Genomic DNA, 13,660 nt, shown 5'->3' on the forward strand with positions numbered 1-13,660 from the left:
CGGCGAGCGCGCCGACGATGGCCGTGGACGCGAGAGCCGCCGACCACCTGGCGACGAACTTGGAGGCGGGCGTGGAGGCGACCTGGGGGAAAACCCGGACCGTCATGTCGGTTCACCCTTTCCAGTGGGCTGTGAGTTCTTCCTTCCACCTCCAACTCTGCGCTTCTCACAGCCCTGCTACCAGGCGATTCAGCAGCAGCAAGTTGTCTGGGCGCTGCAGCTTACTGCCAGATCCGAACGGTCGGACCGCCACGGCCCCGCCGGGTCAAAGGGGCGTGTTGCCGTGCTTGCGCCGGACCGGCTCCTCGCGCTTGTCGCGCAGCATGGCCAGCCCACGGGCGACCGCCGCCCGCGTCTCGGCGGGGTCGATCACGTCGTCGACCAGCCCGCGTTCCGCGGCGTAGTGCGGGTGCACCAGCTCGCGCGAGTACCGCTCGACCAGCTCGGCGCGCAGCGCGGCGGGATCGGCGGCGGCGGCGAGCTCCCTGCGGTGGACGACGTCCACCGCGCCCTCTGCGCCCATCACGGCGATCTCGTTCGTCGGCCAGGCCAGCGACAGATCCGTGCCGACCGAACGCGAGTCCATGACGATGTAGGCTCCGCCGTACGCCTTGCGGAGGATCACCTGGATCCGCGGCACGGTCGCCTCGCAGTACGCGTACAGCAGCTTGGCGCCGTGCCGGATGGCGCCGGCGTGCTCCTGATCGGCCCCGGGGAGGAAGCCGGGCACGTCCACCAGCGTCACCAGCGGAATGCCGAAGGCGTCGCAGAACCGCACGAACCTGGCGGCCTTCTGGGAGGCCGCGACGTCCAGCACACCGGCGAGCACGATCGGCTGGTTGGCGACCACCCCGACGACCTCGCCGTCGATCCTGGCCAGCGCGCAGACCACGTTGGCCGCCCAGGTCTCGTGCAGTTCGATGAAGTCGCCGTCGTCCACCAGTTCCGCGATGACCATGCGCATGTCGTACGGCTCGCTCGGCTCGACGGGGACGATGTCGGCCAGTCGGGGCCTCAGGTCGTCGGCCGCGCCGCTGGAGGGTCCGGGCGGGGCCGGTTCCAGGTTGTTGCCCGGCAGCATCGAGACGAGATACCGCACGTCCTCCAGGCAGCTCTCCTCGTCGTCGTGGACGAACGTGGCCACCCCCGACCGCGTCGCGTGCACGTGCGCTCCCCCCAGCTCCGCGTGGCTGAGCCGCTGTCCGGTCACGGCCTCCACCACGTCCGGCCCGGTCAGGTACAGCTGGGCGGTGCCGGCGACCATGAAGGTGAAGTCGGCCAGCGCCGCGGAATAGGCGGCGCCGCCGGCGCACGGCCCCAGCACGACGCTGATCTGCGGGATCACACCCGAGGCGCGGACGCTGCGCTGGAAGATGCCCCCGTACCCGTTGAGCGACATCACCCCCTCCTGGATCCGCGCGCCCCCGCTGTCGTTCAGGCCGATGAACGGCGATCCGGTGGAGATCGCGAGGTCCATGACCTTCTGGATCTTCAGCGCGTGCGCCTCGCCCAGCGATCCCCCGAAGATGGTGAAGTCCTGTGCGTACACGAAGACCCGGCGGCCGTGAATGGTGCCGGAGCCGGTGACCACCCCGTCAGTGTGCGGGCGGCGGTCGTCCATCCCCATGCCGTGCGCCCGGTGCCGGCGATACATGTCGATCTCGACGAACGAATCCTCGTCGAGCAGGAGGTCCAGCCGCTCTCTGGCCGTGAGCTTGCCGAGCGCGTGCTGACGCTGGACGCCGATGCGACGGCCCGCCGTGATCTCGTCGCGCAGGGCGTCCCGCTCCTTGCGCAGCAGCCGCATGGAACGCGGGGGTGCCGGTGGGGGCGGCGTCGCTTCGGCCGGCGCACCGCCGGCGGGCTCGATCAGCGGCGCCCAGTCGAGCTCCGAGGTGGTCATCATGCTCCTCCCCACGCCGCTGTACGGGCGTTCAGATCCAGTTCTCCTCCTTGGCCCGCAGCGCGGCCTGGAAGCGGTTGACCGCGCCGAGCCGGGCCATGAGGTCGGCGACATAGCGACGGTAGGTCCGGACGGACACCTCGATCTCGCGCGCGGCGATCTCGTCCTTGTCCGCCGTCGCCATCACCGCCAGAACCCGCCGCTCCAGGTCGGACAGCAGCGGCGGTTCCTTGGACGGCTCGGTGTACTCCCGGATGTCGGTGGCGGCCTCCCACACCCCGTCGAAGTAGGCGACCAGCTGGGAGACCAGACCCGGCTCCCGGACCAGCAGCGCGCCACGTGCGCTCTCCTGCGGGTGGATCGGCACGACGGCCACGCTCCGATCAAAGACGATCATGCGGTCGATCGACTCCTCCGTGATGCGCACCTCACCGCCCAGGCTGCGAAGATCACGCAGATAGGCGAGCATCAGCGGATCCTCGATCGCCCGGGGGTTGTAGACCGCCTTCACCGAGAGGCCGCGGCGCAGCGAGCGGGTGTCCAGGGGGAGCGCCGTCTCGATGGCGGTCCGGGAGAGCGGGCCGCCCGGATGCAGGCACAGCGTCTCCTTGTAGGAGAAGAACCCGAGATCGTCGATCCGCTGGCGGACCCGTTCAAGCCCCTCCACCCGCTCGATGTCGAGCGCCGTGCTGCTCCGCTCGCCCTGCTGCCGGTCCTCCATGAAGACCGCGATGGCGTCGCGGGCCGCGAGGACACGCCTGATCTCGGAGTTGAGTTCGTTGAGTCGTCGTTCGATGAGGCGTTCGATGCCGATCCTCGGCTCGGTGGCCACGACCCGGTGCCGGTCGGTGAGATCGAGCAGAGACAGCCGTTCGAGCTCCTCGACGGCCGCCTCGACCGTGTCCGCGTCGACGCCGAGTGCCCGGCGGGCCGAGCCGACTCCCTCGTCGCGATGCCGGAGAAAGTACCGGTAAATCTCCACCGCTACGGCCGAGATGCCGATGACCGTAACGTCCACGGCTCACCTCCCGGTAAAGCGACCGAACCCAGGGGTGACTTCGGGCTGCCCCCACTGCCGCAAGAGAATCAATAATCCTATTCCTAAAAATACCTGAACACGGATGGCCGCCATATCTTTAGCATTGCGTTTCTCTGGAAATCAAGAAGGTGCACCTGACCCGCGCGGATCCGCTTTCTGGAATGGAATCCGCGGAGGAGTCGGGTGCACCGTCTTGGGGATGCTCGCCGCGGCGGCCGGCGGCGAAGCTACACCAGTGCCTCAGCCGGGCCGTACGCCGGCACCGCCTGGCGGATGATCTCGCAGATGCCGCTGATCTCGGCGGGGCCGATGGCCGGGCCGGTGGGCAGCGAGAGCACCCGGTCGGTCAGCGCCTCGGTGCGCGGCAGCGGAAGGGGCGCGTGCCGGGACGTGTTCGACCGGTAGGGCTCGTCCAGGTGGCAGCCGGGGTCGAAGTAGCGGCGCGACAGCACGTTGTGCCCGAGCAGGATGTCGTTCACGACGTCACGGTGCACTCCGGCGACCTCGGCGTCGATCTCGATGACGACGTACTGGTAGTTCGCGTGTTCGTCCGGTGCCATCGGCCGTACCCGCACCCCCGCCACGCCCGCGAGGCCCTCTTCGTAGTGGCCGTGGTTGCGCCGGTTGACCTCGATCAGGCTGTCCATGGCCTCGAGCGCCGTCAGTCCCATGGCGGCGCAGATCTCGTTCATCCGCGCGACCGTGCCCGGTCCGGCCACCCGGTGTTCGGCGTCGAGGCCCTGCTGTCGCATGGCCCTGGCCCGCTCCGCCAGTTCGTCGTCGTTGGTGACGATCGCGCCGCCTTCGAACGTGTTGATGAACTTGGTGGCGTGGAAGCTGAAGATCTCCGCCGAGCCGAACCCGCCTATCGGCCTTCCCCGGTACGTGCATCCGAGGGCGTGGGCGGCGTCGAACAACAGTGGGATCCCGTACCGCCGGGCGAGCGCCGACAGGCCCTCGATGTCACAGGGGTACCCGAAGACGTGTACGCCGAGGATGCCGCGGGTGTTCGGGCCGATCAACCGCTCGACGTGCGCCACGTCGGCGGTCCCCGTCTCCTCGTCCACGTCGCAGAAGACCGGCACGATGCCGATCCACTCCAGGGCGTGGGCCGTCGCCACCCAGGTGAAGGAGGGGACGATGACCTCGTCTCCGGCCCTGATCCCGGCCGCCTTCGCGGCGATCTGGATCCCGGTGGTCGCGTTGCACGTCGTGACGCAGTGCCTGGCGCCCGTCAGCGCGGCGATCCGCGCTTCGAACTCGCGCACCAGCGGTCCGTTGTTGGTGAGCCACAGACGATCGAGAGCGCCGTTGATCCGTTCCATGAGGCGAACCCTGTCTCCCACATTCGGGAGTCCCACATGGAGCGGCTCGGCGAACAGGGGCGTGGCAGTGGAGGGCATGAGTTGGCCGCCTTTCAACCGGAAGGGACGCGGAGTCACTTGCGCACACCGACGAAAAGCCCTGGGCTGTTCGGCCGGCCGTCCGCGAGCTGGAAGCCCGGGACGAACTCGGCGGTGCAGCCGGCGTCCTCGAGCGCCGACGCGTACTCCTCATGGGTGAACAGGCTCGAGAAGAGGACCTCGGAGAACTCGCGGAACCCGGAGGCCTCGGCGACCCTGAACCTGACCTCCAGCCGGCTCTTCGAGCCGTGCCTGGTGGAGTGGGTCATCCGTGAGATCACCCGGCCCTCCTCGACGAGCATGTGGCCCCCGACGTGTCCGTCGAGGAAGTTGTCCGGGAAGTACCAGGGCTCCACGACCAGGACCCCGCCCGGGACCAGATGCGCGGCCATGCGGCCGACCGCGGCCCTCAGTTCCTCAACGGAGTCCAGTTCGCCGACGGCGTTGCCCATGGAGGTCACGGCGTCGAACGTTCGCCCGAGATCGAAGTCGCGCATGTCCCCGGGATGGACGTCCACCGCCGGGAGCCTGTCCTTTGCGACCGCACGCATCCCGGAGGAGAGCTCCAGGCCCTCGGCATGGTCGAAGAGCTTGACGAAGGTCTCCAGATGGGCGCCCGTGCCGCAGGCGACGTCGAGCAGCGATTTCGCGGCCGGGAACCGGGATCGGATCAGCCGGGCCAGCTGCGCGGCCTCCGCCTCGAAGTCCTTGCCACGGCTGCGGAAGACCAGGTCGTACAGTTCGGCGTGGTCGGGTCCGTATTCCATCAGATCTCCCTTGGGGACGGGACGACCCTGATCGGGTCGGCGCGAGGTGGCGGCGCTGGACGTGCCGTGCCGGTCAGACGGACTCCAGGAAGGACTCCAGGACGGACTCGGCGGAGACGATCCGCGGTTCCGGGATCGGCACGATGAAGCGCCCACCGTCCTCCAGGAACCGCCGCTCCTTGCGGATGATCTCCTCGGCGTAGTTCCAGGCGAGCAGGAGGTAGTAGTCCGGCGGGTTCGAGCGCGCCTGCTCCGGCGACCGCACCGGGATGTGCGTGCCGGGCAGCAGCTTGCCGTGCTTCAGCGGGGTCGTGTCGCTGCAGAACTCGATCTCCCGGGGGCCGAGGCCGCAGAACTGCAGGAGCGCGGTGCCCTTGGACGGGGCTCCGTAGCCGGCCACCCGCTTGCCGCGCGCCGCCAGGTCGCGTACGAGGTCGCCGACGCCGGCCAGCACCCGCCTGGTCCGCGCGGCGAACTCGAGGTAGGCGCTGTCATCGGTCAGCCCGCGCTCCTGCTCCAGCGCGACCAGCTCGGCGACCACCGGCATCGGCCGCCGACCCGCCGTCACCCGCGACGCCATCACGACGATCGAACCGCCGTGCACGGCGACCCGCTCGGCGTCCACGATGTGGAGGCCGTGCGCCGCGAACAGACGGCTCAGCGTGGTGATCGAGAAGTAGGAGGCGTGCTCGTGGTAGATCGTGTCGAACTGGTTCTCCTCGATCAGGTTCACCAGGTACGGCACCTCGATGACGAGCAGGCCGTCGGGGGCGAGCACGGCCTCGACGCCGTCGAGCACGTTGTGCACGTTCTCGATGTGCGCGAAGCACTGCCGTCCGAGCACGAGCTTGGCCTGACCGAAGTCCCGCGCCACCCGGGCGCCCTCGGCGGCGCCGAAGAACGCGGCGATCGAGGGGATTCCCTGGTCGTTGGCGACCTGGACGAGGTTCTTCGCCGGGTCGACGCCCACCACCCGCTGGCCGCCCTCCTGGAACAGGGCCAGCTGGGTGCCGATGTTGCTGCCCATCTCGACGACCAGGTCGCCCGCGTCGAGCCCGGCCCGCCGTACGCACAGATCGGCGATGTGGCGCATGTGCCCGGCCATCAGGTCGGAGTCCGACGAGACGTACACGTAGTGGCTGAAGAGCGCCTCGGGGTCGATGGTGTGCCGGATGCTCATGAGCCGGCAGTCCCGGCACACGCCCACCTCCAGCGGGTAGGCCGGCTCGTCCTCGGGCACGGCGGCCGGGTCGAGGAACCCGTTCGCCAGCGGCGTGGATCCGAAGGAGATCACGTCGAGCCAGTCGTTCCCCCCGCAGACGCGGCAGTTCTCAACCCACCTGACCATGTCCTGCATGTCGGCGTCCTGCATGTCGGCGTCCTGCATGTCGGCGTCCTGCATGTCGGCGTCCTGCATGTCGTCTCCTGATTCTTGTCGTGCCTGTTTCGCATGTGCGCGTACCGGGGGCCCCGAAGGCGCCCCCAAAGGCGTTCGCGATCGGCGGCCGGGCCGTCAGACGGCCGGGATCATGACGCGGCCGGCGGCCGCTCCGGGCATCACCCGTTCCTTCAGTGGCTCCCACCAGGAGCGGTTGTCGCGGTACCACTCGACGGTGGCGGCCAGGCCGTCCTCGAACGAGACGAGGGGGACGTAGCCGAGCTCCCGCTGGATCTTGGAGATGTCCAGTGAGTACCGCAGGTCGTGTCCCTGGCGGTCCGGCACGTGATCGACCATGTCCCAACCGGCGCCGACCGCCTCGAGCAGCCGTGCGGTGAGCTGCATGTTGGTGAGCTCGGTGCCGCCGCCGATGTGATAGACCTCGCCGGCGCGGCCGGAGCGCAGCACCAGCTGAATGGCCCGGCAGTGATCGGACACGTGCAGCCAGTCCCGCATGTTGCCGCCGTCGCCGTACAGCGGCACTGGTCTGCCGTCGAGCAGGTTGGTGACGAACAGCGGAATCACCTTCTCCGGGAACTGATAGTGCCCGTAGTTGTTCGTGCACCTGGTCACCACGACGTCGAGGCCGAACGTACGGTGGAACGCCAGCGCGAGCAGATCACCGCCGGCCTTGGTCGCGGCGTAGGGCACGTTCGGCGCCGGCGGCGACTCCTCGGTCCAGGACCCCGTCGTGATGGATCCGTACACCTCATCGGTCGAGACGTGCACGAACCGGCCGACGCGGTGCCGCAGGGCGGCCTCGAGCAGCAGTTCGGTGCCGAGCACATTCGTCCTGGCGAACTCGGCGGCACTGACGATCGAGCGATCCACGTGCGTCTCGGCGGCGAAGTGCACGACGGCGTCGTGCCCGGCCACCACCTCGTCCACCAGCAGCGGGTCACAGATGTCACCGTGGACGAACCGGAAGCCCGGGTGGCCGGCCACCGGAGCCAGATTCGCCATATTTCCTGAATATGTAAGCTTGTCCAGAACGGTCACCCGGGTGTCGGCGGAGTCCGGCAGTTCACCTCGCAGCGTGGCCCGGACGAACTCCGAACCGATGAATCCGGCGCCGCCGGTTACCAGGATCCTCATGCCTGCCTCCTTGAGTTCTCAGCCGCGGTGTTCGGCGGTCAGCTTCTCCAGAACGGGCACGATGCCGGCCGGGCTCGGCGCGGCCAGCCACTCCTGGTGGATCGTCTCCGCGCCCTCCCGGAACGAGGGATCGTCGAGCACCCGCAGCAGTTGCCCGCGCATCTCCTCCGCCGACTGCGTCTGGTGGTTCAGCCGGACCCCGCCCCCGCGGCCGGTCACATAGGCGGAGGTGCGGGTGGCGGTCAACTGCTTCTGGCACTGGAGGTCCCAGTCGATGCCGTCGTCCTTCGGAGTGCCGACGATGCGGCACGGCTCGTCTGTGTCGCAGATGAGCTGCGGCACGTTCTTGGCGGACGCGGCGACGAACGTCCCGATCGAGCCGTGATGGATGATCGCCGAGCATGTCGGGAGCAGCTGGTCGAGCGGCACGTAGTCGAGGGTGCGGACGTTGCCGGGAATTCCGGCGGCGACGTCCAGAAGCTGGTTGGCGTTCAGGGTCGCGATCACCTCGACGTCCAGGCCGGCCACCGCCTCCATGAGCTTGGCCGTACGCCCCCAGTCCCCCTTGAAGAACATCCGGGTGGACACGCCCAGGGAGATCGCGACCCGCGGCCGCGCCGGCGGCCGGTACAGCCACTCGGGCATGACGCTCGCGCCCGTGTAGGGCACGTAACGTGAGTTGACCGTGGGCAGGCCGGTGGGCAGCCGCATCCCCTCGACGAAGGGGTTCACCGTCCACTGCCCGTGCAGCAGTTCGTCGTCCACCTCGAACCCGTACCGCTCCGCCAGCGGCCGGACGGTCTCCACCAGCGGGTTCGCCGGCGGGTCCCGGTCGAGATCCCCCGAGCGGCCGCGCTCGGCGAACTTCTCCGCCGCCCAGGCCGTGTAGTCGGGCGCCAGGAGCACCCGCGCGTGCGCCGCGCCGCAGGCCCGGGCCGCCACCGCCCCGCAGGGGAACCACGGATCCCACAACACGAGATCGGGTTTCCACTCGCGCGCGAACTCCACGACGGCCTCGACGTCCTGCCGCGGGACGGGAGGATGGTAGTTGCGGATCGTCAGCAGCGCGAAGTGGTAGAACACGTCCCAGGGAGCCCGCTCCGCCGGGTCGAGCGCGATGGCCCGCACCAGGTTCTCCGACTCCTCGATCGAGGGAATGAGCTCGGCGTACCCGGGGTGGTCCCGGTCGTGCACCGCGAGCGCCTGCGGCTCGCCGCAGGACACCGCCGTCAGGCCGGCGCCGTTGACGGACCTGTGGAAGTCGGGGACGGCGAGACCCGTGGCGACCCCCGGCGGAGCGGCGACGCAGACCTCGTGCCCCGCCGCCTGCAGCGCCCAGGCGTACGGGACCAGGGGCAGGAAGTGCGCCGTCGAGGGGAACATGGTGAACATGACTCGCATGTGAGTCTCCTTGGCTTGCGAGAGTCCCGGCGGATTGCGAGGATCCCGGCGGATTGCGAGGGTCCCGGCGGCTCTAGACCGCGGCGAGCGGGTGGTCCGGGTCGGTGACCCCGGCCTCGAGAATCCGGCAGAACTCGGAGACCATCCCGACCATGGTGGCCTCGGTGAACAGGTCGCTGTTGTACGCCTGATTGCCGAAGATCTGCCCGGAGGGGTCGATGTCCAGCGTGAGCAGCGCGCCGTCGGGGATGTCCGTCCCCGCGACCTGCGAGAGCACCCTGCTGCGCACCTCGGATATCTCCAGGTCCCCCACCTGCTCGCGGTCCATCACGGTCGAGAACTGCCAGACCTGGAAGGCACAGGGGGCCAGGTGATCCTCAGCGAGCGTGCCGGTCACCTCGGGGGCCTCGCCGATGATCTGGAGGAAGGGGATCTCGTAGGAGTAGGCCTCGAGGCAGGTCGTCCGGGTCCGCTCGACCACCTCGCGGAAGGTCCGGCATCCGGCGACGTCCGTCCTGAGCGGGAGGAAGTTGAAGAAGGGGCCGACCGTCTCGTGGAACTCCGGCTCCCGGCGTCCCGAAGTGATCGTCGGGACGACCAGATCGGTGGCCCCGGTCATCCTCCGCAGCACGATGTTGTAGGCGGCGAGCAGCACCATGAACGGGGAGCTCCGCATCGCTCTGGCGAACTCCAGGGCCTTGGCGGTCACCTGGGCGGAGATCGAGAAACGGTAGACCGGGCAGACCTTCTCCCGGCCCGCCGACCTCGGCCAGTCGGTGGGCACGGCCAGCATCCGGGCGTCCCTCAGCTTCTCCCGCCAGTATTCACGCGAGATCTCCGCCATCTCACCGGTCGCGTTCACCCGCTGCCATTCCACGTACTCGTGGTACGGCCGCGCGTCCGGGAGGACGGGCACGGCATGTCCGCGGCGCGCGGCGTAGCGGGACGCGATGTCGCGCATGAGCAACTGCATCGACCACCCGTCCGACGCCGTGTGGTGGATGACCAGCGCGAGGACCGCGTCGTCCTCGTTGAACCTGCACAGGATCGCACGCAGCCTCGGCACATCCCCGGCGTCGTAGGATCCGGCCTCGATCTCGCCCAGCAGTTCCTCCACGAGAAGATCACGGGAGTCCGGGTCGCCGCCGGCGACATCGCGGACGGTCAGCCGCACCGGGCCCGGCGACTCGACCATCCGGCAGCCGCTCTCCTCGCCGCGGACGATGGACACGCGCAGCGAATCGTGCCGCGCCACAACGTCGTCCATCGCCTGCCGCAGGACGGCGACGTCGATCCGTCCCCGGACCCGCCAGCCGACGACCATGTTGTAGCGGGGGCCGAAGGGGCCGGTGTCGTCGCCCCGGTCGAAGAGCCGCAGGAAGTTCTGGGTGTAGGAGAGCGGAGTCAGGCTCGCCGCGTCGGGCGGCCGGTGGGCCGTCTCGGAAATGGTCATGATCCTGCCCTTTCCAGTGTTCAGATCACGTTTGGCGACCTGGCCGGAGCGGTCAGGCCACCACGCTGTCGCCGCGCTGGAGCTCCACCGCCTGGTACAGCGCCGCGATGTTGCCGCTGCCGAAAGAGCGCGCCCCCAACCGCTCGATGACCTCGAGGAAGAACGTGCCGCGGGGATGGACCGATCTTGTGAAGATCTGGTAGAGGTGCCCGTCGTGGTCCTCATCGACCAGGACGCCGATCCTGCGGAGCTCACCGACCGGGTGCCTGGCCGACCTGGCCCGCTCGGAAAGCAGGTCGTAGTAGGCGTCCGGCGTGCTCAGGAACTCCACCCCCGCGTGACCGAGCCGGTCGACCGCCGTCACGATGTCGTGGGTCGTCAGTGCCATGTGCTGCACCCCGGCACCGCCGTGCTCCTTCAGGAACTCGTCGATGTGGCCGGCGTCCAGCGAGACGTCCGGCTCGACGAGGGTGAAGGTCACCGCGCCGGAGCGGCTCTGCACCACCTGGGTGGTCATCGCCTGCGAGCCGACGGCGATGCGCTCGGAGAAGATCATGTCGAAGTCGAGGATCTTCTGGTAGAACCGCGTCACCGCCTCGATCTGCCCGGCCTCGACGCATACGGCGAAGTGGTCCACCTCGGCGAGCCCGCTGTCGAAGGCGGTCCCTGCCCCCACCAGCGGCCCCACCAGCGGGCGCAGCCCCGGAAGCGTGCGCGCGTCCGCGCCGCCGAGGCGCTGCACGAACGTGTGCGCCACGTCGCCGAACCCCATGATCGTGGCCGTGACGACGTCGCCGTGCCGGGCCGGCGGGGACACCGGGCGGGCGCCGCGCCGTACGGCTTCGCGGTAGGCGGCGGCGGCGTCCGCGACCCGCAACGCGATGTCGGCGACCCCGTCGCCGTGCCTGGCGACGTATGCGGCGGCCGGGTGGTCGGCGGTGAGCGGTTCGGTGAGCACCAGCCGGATCTCGCCGCGGCCGACCCCGGCGGAGCGGGTCGCGGGCGCCTTCCCGGAGGCGTCGGGCTCCGTGTCCGCGTAGACCCCGAAGCCCAGGCCGCCGGTGAACCAGTCCGTCTGCGCCGCCAGGTCGGCGACGTAGAACTCGACGTGATCGACGAGCAGGTCCTGAAAGATCGTTGTGGTGGCCATGGACGGCATCTCCCGGTTCACATTCGGGCCGCGAGGCTGCGCGGCCGGAGGTCGACCCAGTGCGCGCTGACGTACTCCAGGCACGCGTCGCGGCCGTCGGGGCCGTGCACCGCGGTCCACCCCTGCGGCACATCGGCGAAGGACGGCCAGAGCGAGTGCCGGCCCTCCTCGTCGACCAGCACGAGGTAGGTCGCGTCCGGAACGTCGAAGGGACTGGTGCTCATCTCGCCGCTGTCTCCTGTCTGGTCAGGTTCTCGATGTGCTCGTCCAGCCCGGCCACCGTCGGCGCGTCGAACAGCACGCCGATCGGCACCGTCACGCCGAGGGCCGTACGGATGCGGCTGACCAGCCGCATCGCGAGCAGCGACTGGCCGCCGAGGTCGAACAGGCTGTCGTCGATCCCCACCCGCGGCACTCCCAGCACCTCGGCGTAGATGGAGCACAGGACCTCCTGCCTGGGGTTCAGGGGGGCCCGGTAGGTCAGGGCGCTCTCGAAGTCCGGCTCCGGCAGCGCCCGGCGGTCCAGCTTCCCGTTCGCGGTGAGCGGCAGCACGTCCACGACCACGAACGCGGCCGGCACCATGTACTCGGGCAGCGACGCCCTCGCGTGCGCCCGCAGCGCCGGAACGTCGGGGGCGGCTCCCACCGGTACGACGTACGCGACGAGCCGCTTGTCGCCCTGGCCGTTCTCGCGCGCCACGACCGCGACGTGGGCGAGGCCGGGACAGGCGGCAAGAGTCGCCTCCACCTCCGCCAGTTCCACGCGGAATCCCAAGATCTTCACCTGGTCGTTGGCGCGGCCGACGAAGTCGAGCAGGCCCTCGGGAGTCCGGCGCACCAGGTCGCCGGTGCGGTACATCCGCTCCCCCGGCCCGGCGAACGGGTCCGCGACGAACCGCTCGGCGGTCAGGTCGGCCCGGCCGTGGTATCCGCGCGCCACGCCACGCCCCGCGATGTACAGCTCGCCCACCACCTCGGCCGGGACCTGGTCGAGACGCTCGTCGAGGATGTAGAGGCGCACGTCGTCCATGGCCCGGCCGACCGGCACGGTCGTGTCCGCCTCGAACGGGGCCGTCATCGGGGAGTGCGTGGAGAACAAGGTGGCCTCGGTCGCCCCGTACATCGCGCGCACCACGAGGTCCGGGCACGCGTCGAGGACCCGGCGCACCGCCGTCGGCGCGATCACGTCTCCGCCGGTGAGCACCTCGCGCACCCCGGCGAGACAGTCGGGGGCCTCCTCGGCCACCACGCGGAAGAGCCCGGCGGTCAGGTGCACCCCGGTGATCCCCGCCTCGGCGATGAGACGCCGCAGGAGGGGGACGTCGAGCTCCCCGGGCGGCGCCACGACGATCTCGCCGCCGTGCAGCAGCGGCACCCACAACTCGTAGGTCGAGACGTTGAACGCGTACGGCGCCACCATCAGGACCCGCTCGTGCCGGCCGCCCTCCCAGCACCGGTCCAGCGCCAGGCCGAGCACGTCGCGGTGGGTGACGGCGACGCCCTTCGGCTGCCCGGTGGAGCCCGAGGTGTAGATGACGTAGGCGAGCTGGGCGGGATCCGTCTCGACATCGGGGTCACGGACCGGGGGATCCGCCGTTTCCTCCCCCGCGCCGCCCCCGGTGCCGATCTCCGTGGCGACGACGACCTGGGCCGCCTCGGGAAGACCCCGCCCGCGCATGGCCTCGTCGGTCAGCAGCACCGCCGCCCCCGAGCTGTTCATGATCCGCTGCATGCGCTCCATCGGGTACGCGCTGTGCAGCGGCAGGTAGCAGGCTCCCGCCTTCAGGATCGCCAGGGTCGCCACCACCAGGTCGGCGGAGCGCTCCATCAGCACGGCGACCGGATCCTCCGGGCCCACGCCCAGATCGAGGAGCCGGTACGCGAGGCGGTTGGCCCGCTCGTCCAGCTCCCGGTAGGTCAGCCGGATATCGCCGAAGGAGACCGCGGCGGCGTCGGGCGTCCGGCGAACCTGCTCGGCGAAATGCCCCTGAATCGTCAAGGAACGCATGGG

At 69.9% G+C, this 13,660-nt stretch carries 11 protein-coding genes; all 11 read right to left on the reverse strand.

The annotated features are described in order from the left end of the window. Positions 1-265 precede the first annotated feature (265 nt). The 11 genes from Mth01_RS00150 to Mth01_RS00200 all read right to left on the reverse strand — a co-directional run bounded on the left by Mth01_RS00150 (position 266) and on the right by Mth01_RS00200 (position 13,657). A complete protein-coding gene (locus Mth01_RS00150; protein ID WP_239088871.1) occupies positions 266-1,903 on the reverse strand; it encodes an acyl-CoA carboxylase subunit beta in 1,638 nt (545 codons plus the stop codon). Positions 1,904-1,934: 31 nt separating this feature from the next. Continuing rightward, positions 1,935-2,921, reverse strand: a complete 987-nt coding sequence (locus Mth01_RS00155) for a helix-turn-helix domain-containing protein (protein ID WP_204009441.1) — start codon at positions 2,919-2,921, stop codon at positions 1,935-1,937. Positions 2,922-3,169: 248 nt separating this feature from the next. After that, positions 3,170-4,267: an aminotransferase class I/II-fold pyridoxal phosphate-dependent enzyme gene (locus Mth01_RS00160; protein ID WP_204009444.1), complete on the reverse strand. Its 1,098-nt coding sequence runs from the start codon at positions 4,265-4,267 to the stop codon at positions 3,170-3,172. A gap of 113 nt (positions 4,268-4,380) precedes the next feature. Further along, entirely contained in the window at positions 4,381-5,112 is a 732-nt protein-coding gene (locus Mth01_RS00165; RefSeq protein WP_204009446.1) for a class I SAM-dependent methyltransferase, read from the reverse strand. A 73-nt stretch (positions 5,113-5,185) separates the two neighbouring features. After that, the gene (locus Mth01_RS00170; RefSeq protein ID WP_239088873.1) at positions 5,186-6,529 is read right to left on the reverse strand and encodes a class I SAM-dependent methyltransferase; all 1,344 of its coding nucleotides are present in this window, start codon (positions 6,527-6,529) and stop codon (positions 5,186-5,188) included. 96 nt (positions 6,530-6,625) lie between these two features. Then, complete coding sequence (gene rfbB / locus Mth01_RS00175) at positions 6,626-7,645, reverse strand: dTDP-glucose 4,6-dehydratase (RefSeq protein WP_204009449.1); 1,020 nt, start codon at positions 7,643-7,645, stop codon at positions 6,626-6,628. Between the two features lie 18 nt (positions 7,646-7,663). Further along, positions 7,664-9,046 carry a nucleotide disphospho-sugar-binding domain-containing protein gene (locus Mth01_RS00180; protein WP_204009452.1) on the reverse strand — a complete coding sequence of 461 codons (1,383 nt, stop codon included), beginning with the start codon at positions 9,044-9,046 and terminating at the stop codon, positions 7,664-7,666. 73 nt (positions 9,047-9,119) lie between these two features. Then, positions 9,120-10,499, reverse strand: a complete 1,380-nt coding sequence (locus tag Mth01_RS00185; protein WP_204009455.1) for a condensation domain-containing protein — start codon at positions 10,497-10,499, stop codon at positions 9,120-9,122. A gap of 52 nt (positions 10,500-10,551) precedes the next feature. After that, a complete protein-coding gene (gene hppD / locus Mth01_RS00190) occupies positions 10,552-11,649 on the reverse strand; it encodes a 4-hydroxyphenylpyruvate dioxygenase (protein ID WP_204009458.1) in 1,098 nt (365 codons plus the stop codon). A gap of 17 nt (positions 11,650-11,666) precedes the next feature. Beyond that, positions 11,667-11,873: an MbtH family protein gene (locus tag Mth01_RS00195; RefSeq protein WP_204009471.1), complete on the reverse strand. Its 207-nt coding sequence runs from the start codon at positions 11,871-11,873 to the stop codon at positions 11,667-11,669. Next, entirely contained in the window at positions 11,870-13,657 is a 1,788-nt protein-coding gene (locus Mth01_RS00200) for a non-ribosomal peptide synthetase (protein ID WP_239088875.1), read from the reverse strand. Before Mth01_RS00200 ends, Mth01_RS00195 begins: the two co-directional genes overlap by 4 nt. Positions 13,658-13,660 lie beyond the last annotated feature (3 nt).

Origin of the sequence: Sphaerimonospora thailandensis (assembly GCF_016863115.1) — a bacterium.
Lineage (GTDB): Bacteria > Actinomycetota > Actinomycetes > Streptosporangiales > Streptosporangiaceae > Sphaerimonospora > Sphaerimonospora cavernae.

Bases quoted from the DNA above. Each gene is read 5' to 3' on its own strand.
- Mth01_RS00150 (WP_239088871.1), bottom strand. From the start codon at position 1,903: ATGACCACCTCGGAGCTCGACTGGGCGCCGCTGATCGAGCCCGCCGGC.
- Mth01_RS00160 (WP_204009444.1), bottom strand. From the start codon at position 4,267: ATGGAACGGATCAACGGCGCTCTCGATCGTCTGTGGCTCACCAACAAC.
- Mth01_RS00165 (WP_204009446.1), bottom strand. From the start codon at position 5,112: ATGGAATACGGACCCGACCACGCCGAACTGTACGACCTGGTCTTCCGC.
- Mth01_RS00170 (WP_239088873.1), bottom strand. From the start codon at position 6,529: ATGCAGGACGCCGACATGCAGGACGCCGACATGCAGGACGCCGACATG.
- rfbB (WP_204009449.1), bottom strand. From the start codon at position 7,645: ATGAGGATCCTGGTAACCGGCGGCGCCGGATTCATCGGTTCGGAGTTC.
- Mth01_RS00180 (WP_204009452.1), bottom strand. From the start codon at position 9,046: ATGCGAGTCATGTTCACCATGTTCCCCTCGACGGCGCACTTCCTGCCC.
- Mth01_RS00185 (WP_204009455.1), bottom strand. From the start codon at position 10,499: ATGACCATTTCCGAGACGGCCCACCGGCCGCCCGACGCGGCGAGCCTG.
- hppD (WP_204009458.1), bottom strand. From the start codon at position 11,649: ATGGCCACCACAACGATCTTTCAGGACCTGCTCGTCGATCACGTCGAG.
- Mth01_RS00195 (WP_204009471.1), bottom strand. From the start codon at position 11,873: ATGAGCACCAGTCCCTTCGACGTTCCGGACGCGACCTACCTCGTGCTG.
- Mth01_RS00200 (WP_239088875.1), bottom strand. From the start codon at position 13,657: ATGCGTTCCTTGACGATTCAGGGGCATTTCGCCGAGCAGGTTCGCCGG.